Annotated in this window: 15 protein-coding genes and 1 pseudogene; 4 read left to right on the top strand and 12 right to left on the bottom strand. The window is 44.0% G+C overall.

The genetic code is table 11. The annotated features are described in order from the left end of the window. Positions 1-35: 35 nt before the first annotated feature. A complete protein-coding gene (locus tag H5715_RS08730) occupies positions 36-1,832 on the bottom strand; it encodes a ShlB/FhaC/HecB family hemolysin secretion/activation protein (protein WP_075185464.1) in 1,797 nt (598 codons plus the stop codon). Positions 1,833-3,472: 1,640 nt separating this feature from the next. On the opposite strand from H5715_RS08730, the gene H5715_RS08735 reads away from it, so the two are divergent. The 3 genes from H5715_RS08735 to H5715_RS20015 all read left to right on the top strand — a co-directional run bounded on the left by H5715_RS08735 (position 3,473) and on the right by H5715_RS20015 (position 5,093). Next, entirely contained in the window at positions 3,473-3,850 is a 378-nt protein-coding gene (locus H5715_RS08735) for a PEP/pyruvate-binding domain-containing protein (RefSeq protein WP_221892378.1), read from the top strand. Positions 3,851-3,888: 38 nt separating this feature from the next. Next, entirely contained in the window at positions 3,889-4,323 is a 435-nt protein-coding gene (locus H5715_RS08740) for a hypothetical protein (RefSeq protein WP_139309769.1), read from the top strand. 362 nt (positions 4,324-4,685) lie between these two features. Next, positions 4,686-5,093, top strand: coding sequence for a helix-turn-helix transcriptional regulator (locus H5715_RS20015; protein WP_221892361.1), 408 nt, complete (start codon positions 4,686-4,688; stop codon positions 5,091-5,093). Positions 5,094-5,135: 42 nt separating this feature from the next. Here the strand turns inward: H5715_RS20015 and H5715_RS08750 are convergent, their stop codons facing one another. The 3 genes from H5715_RS08750 to H5715_RS08760 all read right to left on the bottom strand — a co-directional run bounded on the left by H5715_RS08750 (position 5,136) and on the right by H5715_RS08760 (position 9,760). Beyond that, entirely contained in the window at positions 5,136-6,572 is a 1,437-nt protein-coding gene (locus tag H5715_RS08750) for a tyrosine-type recombinase/integrase (RefSeq protein ID WP_139309770.1), read from the bottom strand. A 382-nt stretch (positions 6,573-6,954) separates the two neighbouring features. Further along, entirely contained in the window at positions 6,955-8,121 is a 1,167-nt protein-coding gene (locus H5715_RS08755; RefSeq protein WP_075185468.1) for a nucleotide sugar dehydrogenase, read from the bottom strand. 214 nt (positions 8,122-8,335) lie between these two features. Continuing rightward, the gene (locus H5715_RS08760; protein ID WP_075185469.1) at positions 8,336-9,760 is read right to left on the bottom strand and encodes an MBL fold metallo-hydrolase RNA specificity domain-containing protein; all 1,425 of its coding nucleotides are present in this window, start codon (positions 9,758-9,760) and stop codon (positions 8,336-8,338) included. A 1,241-nt stretch (positions 9,761-11,001) separates the two neighbouring features. On the opposite strand from H5715_RS08760, the gene wbaP reads away from it, so the two are divergent. Further along, positions 11,002-12,408, top strand: coding sequence for an undecaprenyl-phosphate galactose phosphotransferase WbaP (gene wbaP / locus H5715_RS08765; RefSeq protein ID WP_221892362.1), 1,407 nt, complete (start codon positions 11,002-11,004; stop codon positions 12,406-12,408). 572 nt (positions 12,409-12,980) lie between these two features. On the opposite strand, the pseudogene tnpC reads toward wbaP, so the two are convergent. The 8 genes and pseudogenes from tnpC to H5715_RS08795 form a co-directional block, all read right to left on the bottom strand. Further along, positions 12,981-14,484 (bottom strand): annotated as a pseudogene (tnpC, locus tag H5715_RS08770) (IS66 family transposase). Between the two features lie 21 nt (positions 14,485-14,505). Further along, positions 14,506-14,646 (bottom strand): IS66 family insertion sequence element accessory protein TnpB, encoded by a 141-nt coding sequence (gene tnpB, locus H5715_RS20545; RefSeq protein WP_139309771.1) that lies wholly within the window; start codon positions 14,644-14,646, stop codon positions 14,506-14,508. After that, complete coding sequence (tnpB, locus tag H5715_RS20550) at positions 14,597-14,740, bottom strand: IS66 family insertion sequence element accessory protein TnpB (protein WP_139309772.1); 144 nt, start codon at positions 14,738-14,740, stop codon at positions 14,597-14,599. The genes tnpB (H5715_RS20545) and tnpB (H5715_RS20550) overlap by 50 nt, the downstream gene beginning before the upstream one ends. 189 nt (positions 14,741-14,929) lie before the next feature. Beyond that, positions 14,930-15,034 carry an IS66 family insertion sequence element accessory protein TnpA gene (gene tnpA / locus H5715_RS20555; RefSeq protein WP_425507026.1) on the bottom strand — a complete coding sequence of 35 codons (105 nt, stop codon included), beginning with the start codon at positions 15,032-15,034 and terminating at the stop codon, positions 14,930-14,932. 137 nt (positions 15,035-15,171) lie between these two features. Beyond that, positions 15,172-16,269, bottom strand: coding sequence for a glycosyltransferase (locus H5715_RS08780; protein WP_075185470.1), 1,098 nt, complete (start codon positions 16,267-16,269; stop codon positions 15,172-15,174). Then, a complete protein-coding gene (locus tag H5715_RS08785; RefSeq protein WP_221892363.1) occupies positions 16,266-17,417 on the bottom strand; it encodes a glycosyltransferase in 1,152 nt (383 codons plus the stop codon). The genes H5715_RS08780 and H5715_RS08785 overlap by 4 nt, the downstream gene beginning before the upstream one ends. A gap of 11 nt (positions 17,418-17,428) precedes the next feature. Continuing rightward, the gene (gene murJ / locus H5715_RS08790; RefSeq protein WP_075185472.1) at positions 17,429-18,895 is read right to left on the bottom strand and encodes a murein biosynthesis integral membrane protein MurJ; all 1,467 of its coding nucleotides are present in this window, start codon (positions 18,893-18,895) and stop codon (positions 17,429-17,431) included. Between the two features lie 225 nt (positions 18,896-19,120). Continuing rightward, complete coding sequence (locus tag H5715_RS08795; protein WP_075185473.1) at positions 19,121-20,209, bottom strand: glycosyltransferase family 4 protein; 1,089 nt, start codon at positions 20,207-20,209, stop codon at positions 19,121-19,123. Between the last annotated feature and the right edge of the window lie 62 nt (positions 20,210-20,271).

Genomic DNA, 20,271 nt, shown 5'->3' on the forward strand with positions numbered 1-20,271 from the left:
AGCTACCATTTTCTAAAGTACGATGTATTAGTTGCTTAAAAATGCTTAGACACACTGATCCATACCGGCCAAAGTGTTTTTGAGCCATTGCTATCATTACCGGTAGCTTCATCCGCTAATGGGTTGTCACCAATTCGGCGCGCGATATCAATACTCGCTGAAAAATTGCTGGGGTGGGTCCAAAGTAAACTTGCCCCTATACCCTTTAGGTTAAGGGTATCTTGCTCTTGTGCTTGGGTTTCTTTTTGAATAACTTGACCATATTCAAAAAACCCCGTAAGTAAGATATTTTGATCAAATTGATGACGTACTTCGAGAGTAAAAATTGCCCCGCTATCGCCGCTGGCCTCAAGCACAGGGTACGCTCTCACCCCGTTAGGGCCACCTAAAGAAATCGTCTCTGAAGAATCGAGTTTGTCGCCAGTCACCTGTCCAATCAAAGAAGCCCACACATTCGTTTTGTCGGCGACTTTTTGTAAGCGACCGTAATTCCACGATAAAACCGAGTAGCTTCCCTCTGTTTCGGGGCCTAAAGCATCTTGAGCCTGGTTAGTGGCATTACCAGATAAATCTACATCACCAAATGCTAACGTGGCACCAAAATAGCTAATGCCACCTTTACCCATGCTGTCAATTTTATTGCCATTCACACCCAGATGGATTGCGCTTATGGATATGTCAGAAACGGTTTCATCTAACTGAGAGTTTTCGTAATCCCGCTGCTCAATTCGGCCAGTAACATTGAGGTTCTGCCTTAACTGACGCAACACAGGGTAAGTGACACCAGCAGCAACAGTTACCGCATCACCTTTTGCATTTAGGTCTTCAAACTCTGCACCTAGTCGATAAGATAAAAACGACGCACTCACGTCACCACGTAAGCCATTTGCCATCAGTGGGTGCCCGTAACTAGCTCTGCCATACAGATTCCCTTCGGAAAAAAGACCGATAAGACGAATGTCATCGCCTCTGCGAAAAGGGTTTGCAATGGTTAACGAAGGCGTAACTCGCGTCTCACCAGTTGATTTAACACCGTGATTATCAATACTCACCGCGCCGGAATATTGGGGCTCAGAAGATACATCCACGGAAACATCCGTTTCACCCTCATGCTCACCTGCAACCAAAATATTCTTGGCCACAATCCCCGGTAAGTCGTTTAAAATCAATGTAGTACGCTCTAAGCGTTTTAAATCAAGGGTGTCACCTTGAGATTGGCCAGACGCAATAATGCGTTTCGCAAACCGAGAGGAAATAATCTCAGAATCAATTCGTTGACTATCTTGAATAACGGCCTTGCCGAACTTAGCCTCGACAATAGCAATAACTACCGTGCCATCTTTTATATTCTGCTTTGGGAGATACACTCTTACCAAATAGCCACTATCCTGGTAGCGTTTTGCTATTAAGCTCGACACATAATTTAGTTCCGCGAGACTTAGGACTTTATTCATCCAAGGCCTGACCACCTCAAATAACGCATCTTCGCCAAGCAGTGTATTACCGTAAAAATTAAACTGATTAATTGTCACTTCCGGTCCACCGTCTTTTTCCGGTGGGGCGGTTGGCACTATGTCTTCTGGAACTTTGTTTTCCACAGGATACTTCTCTGCTTCAATCTCCTGCTGAATTGCACCAGCATCCGGAGCTTGCTGAGCAAAAGCAGTGTGAGAACATAGAACCAATAAACCACCACAAACACCGCCAACCAAAGCCCTAGCAATGGGCTTAATATCACGGTTTACTATTGGCAAGCGGAATACGGGGTTGAAATAAAATGACGAGAAATACTGCCGATCTAACAGCGATATGTATTTTTGGAACGAAGACATTGTTGCCCCTTACAAGCCTAAACAGCATTTGGCCAGCTGCTACAGCAAACTTGAGCAAGCAAAAAGACAGAAATAAAAAGATGAATGCCGAAAAGGATTTGTCACCTAGAACACAACCAATATAACTTTCAGCCATTAAGAGCGAAGTTGAAAGTAAACATACGCTGTACTCTAAGGTTTTCCCATTCCTATCCTAATTTATACAGCCTGAGAGTTTCGCTCATATTTGCAATTTTAAACGCCAATATACGGCTAAATGAAAGTACATTGGCTAGCTATGTTTACCTGAGTATAGACAGGAAATTGCAGACTGCAGAAAAAGCCGAGTTACTCTAATCAGTTCTTATATTTTAGCTATTAACAGGCGGGAACCAAGCCACTATCGTTCATTTTAGATTGCTCCCAGGCGAGAGCATTTTAGCGCCAGTTGTAGTCATTTGATGACACCGAACACTCGCATAATTAACTCTGTCATTGATTATCAAAGCGTTCAAAATAACCACGAAAAGACAACAAAGCGCTATCCCAACGCCTTCACAAAAAAGCTGTTACGCTGGTAACGAAACGAGGGTATCGCGTCGCGGAGGTGGTGGGAGTTACTACGAATCTTTTGCACACATGGCAGGAGTGCTGGAGTTAGCGAATTGCTCAATGAATCCGAGCGCGGAAAGTTCATACGTTTACAGGTAAACAACAAACTCACTGTGCGCCACCAGAGCAAAATGAATCACCTCATCTAGCCGGCCCTGGAGGTTTCATCCACACCTAAACGGCGGTCATCACTCAGGGGATTTATGGCTGTCTGTGCCCCATAAAACGCTCTAGAAGCGAACAGGCCCGGTCGGTCTGCTGCACATGGAAATTGTTCGCCACATCGCGCATATCCTTTTAAGCCAAGAAGATCCTTCTGGTCCTGAAGATCAGTGCTGCAATAAACGGGTCTACATCACGCAGAAATTCTAGCACTGCTTTCCCAATCATACTGACTCAGTAAAGCGTTTGTCCGAGGCCAGTAAACAACTAATTTTAAAAATATTTGCCATCTATCAATTCGTCATCCAGATACCAATGCTAGGGTTTCGCTTCGGGGTTGTATCGATGCTTTACAGCGGGCTACTTATACCTCGCGAATTGGGTGGATTGGCCATCTATATTCCAAAGAGTAACCAACCATCCTCCCCCAGAGATACAGGGCGTGCCTCTCCGTTTCTGGCGAATGTGCTGGCAACTAGGCCGCTGTTGACTGGCGAATAGGGCCTTTGATTACTGACCAAAGATAATAAAAGCACGCTGGAAGTGACGTTCCTGTCTAGTTTTTTCGACTGCGCATGAAACTCTGTTGTTCTTTCTAGCGCAACAGACTCTGGCTAACCTAATCGTAATGGGGAATGGGGAATGGGGAATGGAAAAGTAACGAGACCCTCTATGTGTGACAAAGGTTTTTGATGCCTACAGAAAACCGGAATAAATCGATAATAGTGTTATTTTATTTATTAGAAGGAGCACTACCATGAGTACTGCCGCAGACGTTAAACACGTCTATTTGTTCAATGAAGTTCAACTGGCTGAAGAGCTGGTTGATGGCGTATGGGAAAACGTTAGAGCCTTGCTAGGCGGGCAAGGGTGCTAATCTGGCGGATATGACCCGGCTGGGTGTGCCTGTACCGCCCGGATTTACGGTTACCACTCGCGCATGTAATTGTTATCTGCAAGCGAACGAGAGCTTCCCTCCGGGTATGTGGGAACAGGAACTCGACGCAGTAAAAGCTATTGAAAAAGCTACTGGAAAAACCTTCGGGGACCCCAGTAATCCGCTTCTGGTTTCCTGTCGCTCTGGCGCCAAGTTCTCTATGCCGGGCATGATGGACACCATTCTCAACATTGGCCTGAACGATCAGGTTGTGGAAGGTATGATCGGGCTCACTAGCGATGAGCGCTTTGTGTATGATCTATACCGCCGCCTGGTGCAAATGTTTGGCAGCGTCGTTACCCGCTATGTCAGGATAGTTGTCGCCTGATTGGTGAACGCATCCAGGTAAAATTACATCACGACAAGTTGCTGATCTATGTTGGGCAACAGCAGGCTTTAACACTGCCTCGTGTTTACCCGCAGGCTGGTGACAATCGCGCGCGATCCATTGATTACAAGCATGTGATTCGTGCGCTCGCCTCAAAACCGCAAGTGTTTCGCTATTCACAGTTGCGAGAGGATTTACTGCCCGACGACAATTACCGCCAGCTCTGGCAATACGCGGATGAACATTTAGAAAAACGCGAAGCCTGCAAGTGGATCGTGACCGTGTTGCGACTGGCCTTTGAATACGATATTGAGTCAGATCTCGGACAAGGTTTGTTGGATGAGGTTAGGCAGAGCCAATTTGCCTCTATTAACGAGCTTCAAGAGTGCTTCCTCCGTCACCATGAACCCGAGTTGAGCGCATCAACGACTCAGCATGAACTCTGCAGTTATGATGGAATCTATGACGATTGATCACAAGGGCGCTGCCACGGCGCTCTGGCGGCGCGGATAACAGGTTCCCTGCCCTGCTATCCGCGCCGCCAGAAAAATCGCAGAAAGCCGCCCCCTTCCATGTGTGCGGCTTTCTGTTTTTTACAGGCGGATTCGCTGACGCGAATGGCGGTGCGTCCTTGCACCGCCGTATCAGAAGAACCTGTATGTCTATCGAAAGTTGTTTGTAGTTTGAATAACGTTCTTCGAACTCTGAAAGGTTTTCGCTTTAATGAACGCATTGCCGATTGTAGGCTATGTGCAAATTGTTACAAGCCGTTTTAACTATCAGATATATGACAACTCTCCATCAACATGACCACCTTTCCCAAATGGCTGACGCTATGGGTATCTCTTTGTATGAGCGCTTTAATGACAAAGAAGCCGCTAAGTTCCTGCAAATACATACTGATACACTGGTATCGCTACGGAAGCAAAAGAAAATCGGTTGCTTACGGGTGACACACAATCAAGTCGAGTATTTTGGCGCACACCTGCTGGAATACTTACTATCGGTTAGTCAGTCGGCTTGCTCGGTATCCACTAAGCCTGAAAAAGATGTCATCCTGCGCATGCCCCAGGTAGCCGAAATCACCGGGCTATCGCGGACAACGCTTTGGCGGTACGAACGGGAAGGCATTTTCCCGACTCGTATTGCGCTAGGTGGCGGTAGTGTCGGTTGGTATCAGAGCGACGTCGATCAATGGGTTAGCTCGCGAAAAAAACTTACTTATCACAGCCAATTAAGTTAGCTGCATTAAAATTTGCAACCATTTACGATCTAGATACCTGCATTAAGCAACGCTCTTTAACACATCCTTCAAGGCTTCGGAGTATTGGCTCATTGCTTCTGATTTTTCGGGTAAAAATGCAGCGGGGTCGTTTGCATAATTGGTAACATCTACCCCTGTTTGCCCGTGGTTTTGCAACAAATTACGAAGGTCTCTACGAATACCCGCTCTAGTCATTACCTGCTTACAAGTTCGACGTATGTCTTTTGCCGTAAAATGGAGGATGGGCTTATCATCAACTATAGCGAATTCGCTATCCAAAAAACGCTTGAAAACATTCTTAAGTGCACCAAGAGAAAATGGCACCCTTCCATAAGTCGTGAATGGCCATTCATATTTCCCTGTTATTGGTGCCAAAGAATTTAGCAGTTCTACAGCCTCGGCAGGCAGGGGGATTAAATGAGCTGTACCCTTAGTATCTCTGCGTTTCCCTTTGAGATCGCGAATGAGTAACGTTTTTTGCTCAAGATCGTAGTCACTCCAAGGCGCGCGAAGAACTTGTTGCGGCCGCTGGCCACCGATGATGATCAAAAATCGTACAAAATTTGCCATTTGGAGACTGACGCTATTAGCAAGATGGAGCTTCTGATAAAGCTGACGTAGCTCTTTGTCAGACAAAGCCCTTTCCCTTGGCTTTTCAGCATGTCGAAATATGGGAATTGGAGTTACGGGATTTTGCTCCAAGCCGTATACTCTTCCACTCTCCCGAGTTTCATCATATTCATGCTTCAACGCAAACTCAAATGCAGAATGAAGGTAACTACGAACCCGATTACGATATACGAGAGCGTTCCTGTCTGAGATACGTTTTAGTACACGCGAAATATCTGCAGGCCGTATATCTCGCGCCTTTTCCTCGACCATAGCAGGCCACGCTTCAATCACCTCGTTAATAAATATATTGCGCACGGTGCGCTCACTTACCTGTTTAAAAGCCGCCATGCTCGCAAGATAATCATACAAAAGATCTTTGAATGTTGCTCTAGATTGCTCTATATGACGCTCTTGCTCTTCTTTTATTAAGCGCTCTTGCTCTTTGATCTTTTGGCTCTCTAGCCACGATTTTAAATCAGGGTGCGTCTTTCTCAATAAGGCAAGTTCAGCGCATCGGTTACGAGCAGCAGCTAATCCTATCTCCCTCCCGAGAGTACCCAGCTCTAACCAAGGGCGACTTTTATCAGGCGCTGTATACCGATAATACGCTGTAACGCTCTTTTCTCTCCCAATGAGTAGCAACACCCCAGCGCCTCGTCCACCGACCTTTTCTGTGTACGTTTTTCCACTTGCCAAGGCTTTCGCTTGCCTGTCTGTAATGCGCAATATTTGATCGCTCCATATATTAAATGAACAGACAGTATTATAAAAAAGTGCAACCGTTTTGCAACCGTTTTGTGAGTAATAAGATGAAATGGGATGAAACGCCCCAAAACACAAAATCAATATATATCTATATATATATCAATACTTTATGCAATCTCTTACTATGGAATGAAACTTTTTGAAACATGTATTCAAATGACTGTTAATCATTGGGTCGCTGGTTCGAGCCCAGCAGGCGGAGCCAATATTAAGAAAACCGTATTCGAAAGAGTGCGGTTTTTTTTTGCCTAGCCCGCGACCCAATGATTAACAGTCGTATATTGAGGAGCCATTGCGTGAAAGCAGTGCTTCCACCTAGTTCGAGCCCAGCAGGCGGAGCCAATATTAAGAAAACCGTATTCGAAAGCGTGCGGTTTTTTTTCGTTCATGATTAGAGCTGCTTGCGCTGCTGTTAATCAAGCGTGAAAGCGGAGCGCTCCAGCATCGAAGCGCCGGGGAGCGTTTAGTCGCTATTAAACAAATCCCGTGTATATACCTTCGCCGCTACATCCCGAATATCATCCACCATTCTATTGGCAACAATCACATCACTTTGCGCTTTAAATTCAGTAAGATCGTTAACTACTGGCGAATTGAAAAACTTGGCATCTGTTATAACCGGCTCGTGAACAATAACTTTAATGCCCTTTGCCTTAATGCGCTTCATTACACCCTGAATAGAAGATGCACGGAAGTTATCCGAGCCCGCTTTCATAATCAGCCTGTAAATACCAACGGTTTTAGGCTGCTTAGCAATAATGGAATCGGCAATAAAATCTTTGCGGGTACCGTTAGCGTCTACAATCGCCCGAATAAGATTATTCGGCACTTCGTGGTAGTTCGCTAGCAGTTGCTTGGTGTCTTTAGGTAAGCAATAACCGCCGTAACCAAACGAAGGGTTGTTGTAGTGGCTACCAATACGCGGATCTAAACACACGCCTTCGATAATTTGTTTGGTATCCATTCCATGCGTTTCGGCATAGGTATCCAGCTCGTTAAAGTACGCGACGCGCATGGCCAAATAGGTGTTGGAAAACAGCTTAATGGCCTCCGCCTCGGTTGAGTCTGTAAAGAGAGTATCGATATTCTCCTTAATTGCCCCCTCAGCAAGCAGGCCGGCAAACACTTCGGCTCTTGCCGAGCGTTCACCAACAATAATGCGTGACGGATAAAGGTTGTCGTATAGCGCCCTGCCCTCACGCAAAAACTCAGGCGAGAACATGACTTGCCCTGTACCCAGCTGCTCACGAACGCTTTTGGTGAAGCCAACAGGAATGGTGGACTTAATCACCATGGTTGCATTCGGGCTTATTTCAGCTACATCACGAATCACCGCTTCGACAGAGGAGGTATTAAAATAGTTGGTTTCCGCGTCGTAGTCGGTGGGCGTTGCAATAATGACAAAATCTGCGCCCGTATACGCCTCTACCTTATCGAGAGTCGCGACTAAATTAAGGGGCTTATTCGCTAGAAATTCTTCTATTTCGGTATCTGCAATTGGAGAGCGGCGGGCATTAATTAACTCTACTTTTTCGGGTACCAAATCCAACGCCACAACTTCGTGATGCTGTGCCAACAACACAGCGTTGGACAGCCCGACATAGCCAGTACCTGCAACGGCAATTTTCATTCTCGATCCTTAATGAGTCAGCAAGTTTTTATGGCGGTTATTCTAGCCGATATACAAACTTATCGAAACGCCATAACTGTGGCTCCTGTGATACTGGCAACGAGAGCATCTCGCAAAAAACCCTAACGCCCCCGTAGAGCCCTGCCAGTACCTTATCCATATTGCCTGGAGTGCAGCTGCCGCAACGTCAACGCCGACAGTTTTCAACAGCCTGCTAGGTAGGCAACAGCGTATCAAACAAGTGCCCCCGGCTCTTACCTAAGTCTGAATACAGTCGCTTTAAGGCCAGCTTTGCTGGCTTATCGCCGTGTACTATGCGAATCTCAGAAGGCCAATGGCGCATACGCTTTACAAAGTTAAGCAGATCTTTTTGATCCGCATGAGCACTGTAACCACCAATGGTCGTTACCCGCGCTCGAATCTTATAGCGCTTGCCCTCAATATCGACCCAACCCTCGGGCTTAGCCTCTTCTTGAGAACCGTACTTTTGAATCGTATGGCCATAGGTGCCGCGCGCCTGATAACCCACAAATAAAACCGCATGGCGTTTATCCTCCAGCATGGCCTTTAGATAATTCAAAATACGACCGCCGCTGGCCATACCACTTGCTGCCAGCACCACCGCTGGTCTACCGTTTTTAGCCAGATAGGCGACAGTTTGCTGATGCTCTGCGTGACTATCCACCAGCGTTAAATTTTCAAAACTTAAGGGGTGCCGCCCCGCGCTGACCTTACGCTGTGCTTCGGCATCCCAGTAGGGGCGCAGAGCTTTGTAGACCTCGGTAAATTTAGCCGCGAGCGGCGAATCGACGATTATTTCCAGGTTTTTCCACAGCGCATTACCGCGATAGATTAGATCCTCCAGCTCGTATAACAACTCCTGCGTACGCCCAATACTGAAGGCCGGAATCATCACCGTACTGCCGTTGGCCAAGGCATGCTCTATTGCCGCGCGCAGGTGCTGCTTGCGTACTCTTCGGCTCTCGTGGCATTTATCTCCATAGGTGCTTTCAATCACCAAGGTATCCGCCTTATAAGGCGAACGCGGCGCGGGAAGTAAGGGCGCGTAGGGCGCGCCCAAATCCCCAGAAAATACGGTTCGATGGCTGTAGCCAGGGTAGCGCGCATCCAGCTCTACAAAAGCAGAGCCCAGAATATGACCCGCCCGCTGAAGCTTTAACCTAAGCCAACACCCGTCATCCCCCGGCGGATCGAACCAAGAGCCGTAATCCAACGGTACCAGCTGCTTCCCCACCGACTTTAAGAAGCGATTAATTAAGCTCTTATCTCGGGTAAAGCCAATTTTAAGTGCATCTTCAATCACTAATGGCAGTAAATGCGCCGACGGCTTGCTGCAATAAATAGGGCCAGAAAAACCCGCCGCCAACAGGTAGGGCAAACGCCCGACATGGTCTATATGCACATGGGTAACAATCAGCCCCTTTACCTGGCTAATATCAAACTCAATGGTATGACGCGTAAACGAATCGCCCTGCTCGTCCTCCCCTTGGAACAAACCGCAATCGATTAAATAATGGGAATCATCCGTAGCCATATAGCGATGACAGCTACCGGTTACGCCAGAGGTGGCGCCGTGATGAGCAATAACGGGGAATGACGAGTGTTCACTCCTTAACATAAAACCTCCTTTTAATTGGTACAAAGTGCGAAAGGCTTTTTATCACACATTTCTACTGAGCGGCCACGAATACGCTATTTGATATTTATCCTTTCTACTTATATCGCTAGAGCACATTGAACCAGCGCAGCGAATCCATAACTCTGATAGCTACAGTTTTAGCTGTAGGGGTACCTTCGAGGTACCCCTACCCCTGATAAACCTACCCCCTGGGCATGCTTTAGCTTCACGGGGGGTATCTTCGAGGTACCCCTCCCCCTGATGAACCTACCCCCTGGGTATGTTTTAGCTTCAAGAGGGGTATCTTCGAGGTACCCCTCCCCCTGATAAGCCTACCCCCTGGGCATGTTTTAGCTTCACGGGGGGGTATCTTCGAGGTACCCCTCCCCCTGATGAACCTACCCCCTGGGCATGTTTTAGCTTCAGAGATGGAGCCTTTAGGTGGCGAGAGTGATAAAGGCACAGAGGGCTTATGGCTAATCTATGGAACGAGAAAACGCGCTACTTAAGTTAAGGACAGCAGACCAAACTATTTATGGCTAAGAATCGGCGCCGTTACCTCACTAATATCGAATTCAATGGTATGGCGCGCAAACACATCGCCCTTCTCGCTACCCATCTGGAACGTGCCGCAATCAATCAAATAAATGCATATTAAACATCGCAATAAAACGATGGCAATTACCGATTACGCCAGAGGTGTTGAATTTTTTTGGGGGGGGGCAGCCGGTTTCTCTTAGGCGCTACGCTTTCCCTGATCAGTACCGCTCACTCTGCCTGTAGCCCTATTGTGAAAACCCATGCGTATAAGCCTAGTTATGGCTTATACGCTACCGAGATAAAAAGAAAAGAAATACAACCTTTCTATGGTTCGCAACTTTCATACGTCAAACCACGTTTAGCGATTGTAGAAATTGCGCAAAAAGGAACCGTACCCAGGGTAGAAGCACACAGACCAACAACATCAGTAAAGTGCATTTTTTTACATAAATTCGCCCAATAATGGTGCCAGAAGGCAAGTTTTATCGATATACTGCGCCCACGTAATGACCATTATTGTTTATACAATTTTGAAATTGACGAGTCTACGCCCAAATCAAATGTTTTGCGCGCCATTGAGCATATTGTTATCATTGATGTTTCGCGCATGTAATGAGCTCGACTAGTTAGAATACTGGACTAATAACATCATGGAACGCATGGCAGCCAACAACCAAATCTTTCGAAGCCTTACATATAACTTGAATTCATTAACAAAAACTTTTATCAATACAGGCGCTTTGGTTAGCTCAGACTTACTCTCTGCAGGACTAACACTGTATCTATTACACTCCCTTACAAAACTATCCCCAGAGACTAACCACAGCAGCTCAATACTTTTTGTTATTTTGTCGAGCATCGCTGTTCTGCTTTTTTTTGCGCGGGGACACTACCACAAAAGGGTACCGTTTTGGGATGAATGCAAAGACACGATTAAAGTTCTTGCGAGTATTGGATTGCTGCAGGGTACTTTAAGTGCATTTGTAGCCCCTGGGGACTTACCAGCAGCGTATATTTTTGGCTGGCTGGTCAATATTATTTTATTCTTATCCTTAAGAAGCACGATAAAACTAATACTTATTCGTATTGGAATCTGGCAGCTACCCACCATTATTATTGGTGATGGTCACAATGCTGTTGAAACGGCAAGAGCGATCAGCGAAGAGCACTTACTTGGTTACGATATAATTGCATTTCTTTCGACCAATAACCCTTCCCGGCACTTTGTTGATATCGCAAAAAAACGAATTCCCGTTAAACCTCTCGGTACGCAACCCGAAAAATTTCTTCGCCGACTTAATTCACCACATATTATTGTCGCCCTGGAAAAAGGAGGGCTTAATGAAATACAGCACTATTTTGATAGGTTAAGCCTAAAATACTCGCAGATATCCATTGTGCCCGCACTTAGAGGATTGCCGCTTTTCGGTACAGACCTACATCACTTCTTTAGCCATGAAGTTCTCATGCTAAACCTTAAAAATAACTTATCGAGCGTGTCGTCGAGAGTTATAAAACGTTTTTTTGATCTTACACTTACCTCTATCCTATTGCTCCTTTTTGTGCCTGTATTTATCGCTATAGGGCTCTGTGTTAGAAACACCGGGAAACAGGTTATCTACGGGCACGAACGTATTGGTAGAAACGGTAAGCCATTTAAATGTTACAAATTCCGCTCCATGGTCGAAAACTCCCAAGAAGCACTACAAAACCTACTGGACACCGACCCTAAAGCAAGAGAAGAATGGAATAAAGATTTCAAATTAAAGAACGACCCAAGAGTTACGCGTTGCGGGGACTTTTTAAGGAAAACAAGCCTGGATGAGCTACCTCAACTATGGAATGTTCTAAAAGGAGAAATGAGCTTGGTTGGGCCTCGCCCCGTAATAGACGAAGAAGTAAAGAGATATGGTGAAAAAGCGGTTTTTTACTACAAAGCGAAACCAGGTATTACGGGCTTATGGCAAGTAAGTGGAAGAAACGACATTGATTATGAATCACGGATTGATTTAGATGTTTGGTATGTGAGAAATTGGTCGCTTTGGAATGACTTAATAATCTTGATTCGAACCGTATCCGTTGTACTAAACCGAAACGGAGCATATTAAACCTAGTGAGATAGATTGAGCGAACTAATTGTATTGTGCTACGGTAACCATAAGATTAAATATACTTAACTGACCAATTTTTGACTCCTGTGACCCTCGATAACTTGAGATAGCAAAACACAGACAGTTTCTACTCGAATAAAGCATTCCAACACGTAAGAATATAGGAAAAAGAGGGATCCAAACCCGAACTGTATTCGGTATACTAAAAAGTACAAATAAACCAACCCAACAGAAATCAAAAACATTTGATATGTTGCGCGCACCCGATGCTAGAACTGACCTTTAATGAGCTACATAACACTTAGATTGTATTAGTTCCGATTTAATCTGACACTTCTGCTTGAAATGAGCAGAGTTACCCATTTGATGGTAAAGCTATTGGGACTAAGAAGACTCCAGCTCAGATCTAACCTAACAGGCACTTTTATTTAAAATGGGTAACTGTCAGATCAAGCCTGAACTACCACTCTTAGATACCGTAGATATTAAATATTATTCCAAAGAGCTGCTTAGACGCCAAACGAGTAACTCTCAGCACTACACAAAGTAAACGCCAATCCAGCCACACCCTAGCGCAAATCAGCATTCCAAGGTAACAATGTCTCTATTTTCTCAACACTTGTAGCATTGGGTAGCGCTTTAAAAATGTACTGCAAGTGATCGTACACATTCAAATCATTGGCTTTAGCTGTTTCGATTAAGCTATACAGGTTAGCGCTGGCCTTGGCACCTGCTTGGCTTTTATTACTAGACATCCAATTCTTTCGACCAATAGCAAACGGCCGAATGGCCCTTTCGGCTGCATTGTTGTCAATCGGGTAGGAGGCACTCTCGACGTAAGTCGCTAGCCTATCCCACTGATTATTTAGGTACACTAAGGCCTTGCCAATAGACGTTTTTGGCGGCACGGTTAGCAGACTTTTCTCCATCCATTTTTTTAATTTTTTGAGGATGATTTTTGCCTCCGTTTGGCGAGCTTGATAGCGCTTCTCCGGAGGGTCGTCTTTTACTTTCTTTTCTATCGCGTAGAGCTTTTGTATAAAGGCCAAACCTTGATCGGATTTACCTATTTTTCCTTTCTTTTGCAGCGCTTGGGCTTCTTTAAATTTCCTTCTCGCATGCGCCCAGCAACCTAGCCGAGTTATATTGTATTCGTCACACGCCTTTTGGTACCACTCATAACCATCCACCATGATGGCCGTGTTATCTTCGCTAAGAAGCTCTACCGGCACACGTTGGCCACGGTTGTCTGCGTAATGGAATACACAAGCAGGCTGAGCGCCGGCATTTGTCATCACCCACATATAGCTTTTGCGTTGAGCGGATTTACCCGGTTCTTCAAGAACCTGCAGCGTCGTCTCATCCATATGCAAGCAAGGTTGTTTGTGTAAATGATCTAATAGTAGATTGACGATTGGCTGAACCAACTCTCCACATTTAACCATCCAATTGGCCATATTAGTTCGGCCTAGTTCAATACCTATGCGCTTAAACATCTCGCTTTGGCGATATAAAGGTAACGCATCGGCATATTTTTGTACTGCAACGTAAGCCAGCAAGCTGGGGCTGGCAATACTCTTTTCGATGGGCTGCTTAGGCTTAGCTGCTGTAACGATATACTTATCGCAACACGGGCAGGTGTATTTTAAGCGTTTGTGGCGAACCACTTTTATTTTGGCCGGAATAATTTCAAGTTTCTCATAATCTTCGCTGTCAAAGGATTTTAATTCACTTCCATCATGTGGGCATGATTTTTTCTGATTCTGGTAGGTCGTGAATGATCTCTTCACGAGGGAGGTTATCTGGGATGCTTGTGCGAGGTTTTTTACTGCGCGTATGGCTTTTAACAGTCGTAGGATTCGCTTCGTCGGCTTGCTCTTTCTCTACGATAGCCTCTTCCGTTTCGTTAAACAAACCTAACTGATCGGGCGACGACTTTTCGCTAGAACTACCATAGCAATTCTTCAGGAGAATTTTTAATTGCTCCTGCAAAGCAGTGATATGAGTATCGCGCTCAGATAATTTTTCACGAAATAAATCATTTTCTTTTTGTAAAGCCGCCGCATCAATCATGGTGGCTATTATACAAAATAGTTACGCGACGTAGGTAAAATTTAAGCGCTTCTGCCACAACGCAAATCCCGTTTCATCCCAGTAAAGTACCTTTATCTGTGAGCGGTTTTTGTTACAAAATACAAAAAAAAGCTGAATCGCAGGGGGACAAATCCATCTCATCACTAACAACTACCGCCAAGCCATTGATAGCCTTGCGGAAATCCACAGGGTCACGGTGCAGGTAAATTGAACAGGATCTTGACCACTCAATCATGCGAGAGCGTGAACAAGGTTAGCGATTGATTCTGTCGACAGCGATTGAGGACAATAAACCTTACACCGTCCAACCTCAACGATAAACTCGCCCTCTGAAACGGCCTTTGGGGTGACGGAGACACGCGCAAACGCAGAATCATGTGGTACGGCCTCAGCTTTGTGGTTAGAGAGCTTAAGACTAAAGTATTTAGCATTTGAGATCGTGCTGTTTGCAAAACTCGACCTGCGATAAGCCCGACTGTTCAAAATCTGTAAACAGTTGGGGCCAGTGATATTTTCTATATTTGGTCATGGTAGCCTCCTAAGTATGTAATGGGAGGCTATAGGTTAATAGGTTATTTCGAGGCGGTGTAGGGGGTGGTTGGTTTTGCGTTTACTACACAAAAGCTAAACAAGGGCTCCCAAATAAGTGCCTCTTCAAACAATCCTTTAGGAACTTTCTAGCAATACTTTATCAACAACTGCAGAAAATTCAGTTTTGAATCTCTCCTCCCCAAACCTTTCTGCGTGCATCCTTATTTCATTCGAGTTAAATTCTGACTGACGCACTTCAAACTCGTCCACAGCGAAATTAAGGCTGTCGATAGTTTGCTCATCAAAAAACAAACCTGTAATATTTTCACGTATAGTTTCTAAAGCACCTCCCTTTCTATAAGCAATTACCGGACGACCACAGGCCATTGCCTCTAAAGGAACAATACCGAAATCTTCAACCCCAGGAAAAACCAGAGCCCTACATTCCGACAGCAATTCTCTAATTTCTGAAAAGGGCAACTTTCCACGAATATCCACATTAGCATTCGCCATCTTTCTCAAATGCGAAAATTGCTCACCGTCTCCAACAACAACCAACTTCTTACCTGACAAATTGAAGGCTTGAACTGCAAGATCGGCCCTTTTGTAATCAGCTAGCTGACCGAGCAACAGGTAATAATCGCCAACGACTGGTGATATAGCAAAATCAGAAAATGCTACGGGGGGGTTGACCACAAGAGAGTCTCTTGCATAAAAGGACCGAATTCTTTTCTGTACAAACTTACTATTAGCAACAAACTGTGTCACCTGCGTCGCAGTCTGCTGATCCCAACGGCGTAAATAATGCATTAAAAACGGCATTAAAAGTCGCTTAACAAAACCAGCTCGACGCTTGTATATGGGATAAAAATCCCAAGCATAACGCATCGGGGAATGACAATAACAAATATGAGGCACACCTGGAGGAGGAATAACCCCCTTTGCCGGGCCGGACTCGCTTGAAAGAATCAAATCGTAACCGGTTAAATCCAACTCCTCTAGCGCAAGAGGCATTAAAGGTAAGTAGTTTTGATAAAGCTTCCTTGCGAAAGGAAGGCGAGCAATAAAGGTTTCAAATATCCTGTGTTTGGAGATTACAGATTTTAAAAATGGATCTGGATAATAAACATGGGTGTAAATATCCGCGTGTGGAAATAGCTCGCAAATCGCCTCTAATACTTTCTCGCCTCCTCGGGCATTAACCAACCAGTAATGTACTATTGCAACTTTCATTTTACTTCCTCAAAAACATCCATCATCTTCCGCATACGCGTATCGTATGTATACTTTGAAGCCAGCTCCAGCCTTTCTTCGATTCCGCGTTCAGGGTTCTTACATGCGAAACTCAAGTTTTTAATAAATTCATAATACCCTGAAGACAAAAAACACACACGCCTGTGCTCGAATAATGCATTCAAACCAACGCTAACGACAGGCTTACCTGCGGCGAGGTATTCAAAAAATTTCATGGGAAACATCGAATCGGTGTACTCATTTATTAAGTTAGGCAACATTGCCACTGTCATGCCCTTAAGGTAAGCAGGCAGCTCAGTATAATTTTTAGGGCCTAGAAAATAGACATTACGAAGGCCCTGCAACTTGGAAATATTCGTCCATGGGTCACCCTCTCCCACCTGACCAATGAAAACGAAATTTATTGCAGGGCAGTTAATAGCAGCGTATTCAATCAAAGAAAGGTCAAGTTTATAGCCGCTAATAGCTCCAATAAAACCGGCAATAGGGCCATTGATATTTAACAACTCATCCGGTATCTTTGTCTCGGAACTAAGCGCTTGACTAAAATGATTAAAATCAGCGACATTGGAGAAGTAATGCGTTTCTTTGTTAAGCTCTTTTCGTGTTCTGTACAGCTCTGGTGCTGTTGTGAATACAATATCTGCCTTGCTGCATAGTTCTACATCAGCCTCCTCTAAAATAATAGAAGGCATACCAGGCTGAGCCTTAATCTCGTCTACACAATGATAAACTAGTTTTTTAAATTTAGCGCAAGACAAAAGTCGTGTTGTTAGTGGATTGTAAGTCCACAAAACATCCTTGCTAAAATTCAACTTTTTTAACCAATAACTTAACCAAAAAGAAAGTAATACTCTATTTGTAAACCTAATAAGCCCAACACCCTGAAACGGGAGTACAATTGGAGACCACACCCAGATATTTTCCTCCACTTCCCGTGGCGCCATAAACCCCTTTTTCACTCTATTCCTTATTCGACCAAAGTCGGAGGCTGTAGCAGCGGGGCGGCGTAAGCCAAGGGAGTCAATATAAAATATCCTATACCCCATTTTTGCCAAGGCTACAGATACATGCTGTTTATTTGTCCAAAAGGGGTTATCCCAATCGGCTGTAGATAAAATCACCATATTTTGTATCCTCATACTCTAACCTTGAACTTGGAAATATAAGGAGAAATTGTACTTCTAATTACCGGTATCGAAAAAACATATATACACCAGAAAACTACGAATACAATAATTTCAACAAGCTGAGCACCTACGTATAACCCGTTAAATGTAGACATTAATAGAAAACAAAAAAGTCCACCCACAGCCATCACAGCTAGCAATGGGAGTAGCGATTGAACCAACCCGAGAGACAATGTACAGAGTGCAAATAGTAGGATGCTATACACGCTCACACCTAAACCAATTGCCAACACGCCTAACTTCTTGTAGAAAACGAAATTGAAAATGACATTTGCCAAAATGGCCAGACTAGTGAAAAACACAACTTCACGATTTCTTGACTGAGCGTTAAAAACTTTAATCATCACATAAGACACGACTTGCGCCCACAACCCTATAGAAAGTCCGATTAACACTTTACTTGACACGTTTACGGACTCCTTTAAAAAAGCTCCTCTTTCGAAAATAGTAGAAATAATTAGGTCCGAAAAACATGCCACAAAAATAGAAACAGGAATTGAAATAACTATCACTACGCGAATTGGGTCAATTATCTTCTTAGATACGTCTTTTTCCGAAAGACCGCTAAATGTTGAAAGGACAACATAACCCAACGGAATTGCCATCAAAAAGACTACTGTCTCTGTGATAAATTTGGCATAATCAATAGCTGCAACCGCTTGAATGCCTATATATGAAGCCACAATTTTTTCCGCGACAATTCCACCTTGCAGCAAAAAAGGCAGCAATAAAAGCGGTCGAATTACCACCCAGAACTCCCTAATTATCTCAGCCGACCACTTCAGAGAAAAATCAAGCAAAGAATTTAACCAAAGTAACCTTAGGGCAAAAAGAAAATACACTACATACGCTATTGAAAACCCCCAAGCAAAAAAAACGACTTCGCCTCTCGAATAAGATACCAAAGCACCAAGTATCATCCCTAAACTTTGAATCGCTGGCCTAATAGACATAAGCAGATACAAATTGTTTGCCAGAGCCAAGCACGAACACAGCTGACTAACAACGTAGAACGGTACTCCATACGACATTATTTGTACAAACAGCACCGAAGTACTTTTTCCAGCAGAATCAAAGCCAGGTACCACATAACCCACCAAGGCTTCCGCATTAAAATATAACATTACAGTTAGGGCTATAGAAAAAAAAGTAACGACCATCATGAGTAGCCAAAAAAGTGATTGCGCCTTTTTTGTATCCTGACTCTTAAACCTCGCATATAGCGGTATGAAACCAGCGCTTAACATATCCGATGTGAAAAAATTAATGGGCACAAGCGTTACCGTTAAGGCCACTCTAAATGAACCCGCAACAACACCTGTGCCATATAAACTGGCCACTAACAATTCACGAAAAACACCTAAAACTTTCGCAAAAACACCGCCGCCAAACAATTTCACTACATTCTTTATCATAATATCTTAGTAACTTGACCAAATAAAAGCATACGGCCAAGAAGTCAGTTCAAACGATCAGCAACTAACCTCTTTCTTACCCTATACTTAGCACATAAAGCGTACAACCTTCTCAGCGTAGAAGATTACTATATTATAAATACAGCCAAATTAAGCTACCCACGGTGCCAAATTGCATAATAAATATTTCACAAGAGGACGCAAAAAAGGGGCCGACTACATACACTATTTTGAATCAGTACATTCTTCGATGTATCTCTCGGAAATTACATCCCAACCATAGTGTGCAACACTAGCACTCACTACCTCACGATCCAACCCTAATGCCAATTCAACTTTATTTGCAATATCTCTCGGATCCAAAACACAAATATATCCATTAACACCATCTAATATTACCTCCCGTGAGGCACCTGCGCTGCTCATAACCACGGGCAAACCGCACGCTGCAGCCTCTAAGCTAACTAAACACATAGCTTCAAATTTGGAAGGCAAGACAAAGCAGTTTGCTGATCTATAGATTTCGTCCAAATCGTATCGGACCCCCAAATAATGCACCCTATCAACCAAGCTGGAATCCGTATTTTTTTTTGACTCTCGAATCTGATAGGAGTCCCCGCCAACAACAATAATCTCCCATAGATCAGGAAGAAAACTTAAGCTCTGTATAGCATACTTCAATCCTTTTCGGTCAAACTCGTAACCAACGAATACCATATACTTTTTGTTAAGGCTCTCTTCATAAGGAGAGTTTTGGCTTTTCTTCCCTTCGTATTTAAAGCGTGAGAAATCAATGCCATTCGGAATAATTTTAATTTTTGATTTATGATTAGAGTAAAATTCAGAAAATTCATTTTTTTGAGAAAGTGACGAGCAAACAATGTAGCTATGAAAGCCGAAGGCGTGGCGAATTGATTCCCTAAAAAATATGAATAGATGTATAGGGTTTCTCAGAAAAAACTTCAGCCTCCCAAGACGAGCAATCATTGCTCTATGCAATCCATGGTTAACATATACTTGCCCATACAAAAAATCATTATGCGAAATAACAAAGTATTTACTTTTTGGGAATCGCATAGCCAACACAACACTTCCTATTGTACTAGCCCAAACCACCTCCAAAAATAGCCATAATTTCGATAGAAATATATTCCTAAATTTTATACATACAAACCCTGAGTTCTCTACAGTGAATGTCGCAGTATTATAACCAGCTTCTGAAAAAGCCTTGTCCAATGCATAAGCCACCCCGCTTACACCACCTCTTTTATCAATACTCCTAGAAGCATTTACGATAGTTTTTTTTCTATCCATTAGTTTAACCAATAATCATCGATGAAACTCAAAGTAGTTCGACATGGTATTAGCTTATAAAG

The sequence above is a fragment of the Teredinibacter haidensis genome (assembly GCF_014211975.1).
GTDB lineage: Bacteria > Pseudomonadota > Gammaproteobacteria > Pseudomonadales > Cellvibrionaceae > Teredinibacter > Teredinibacter haidensis.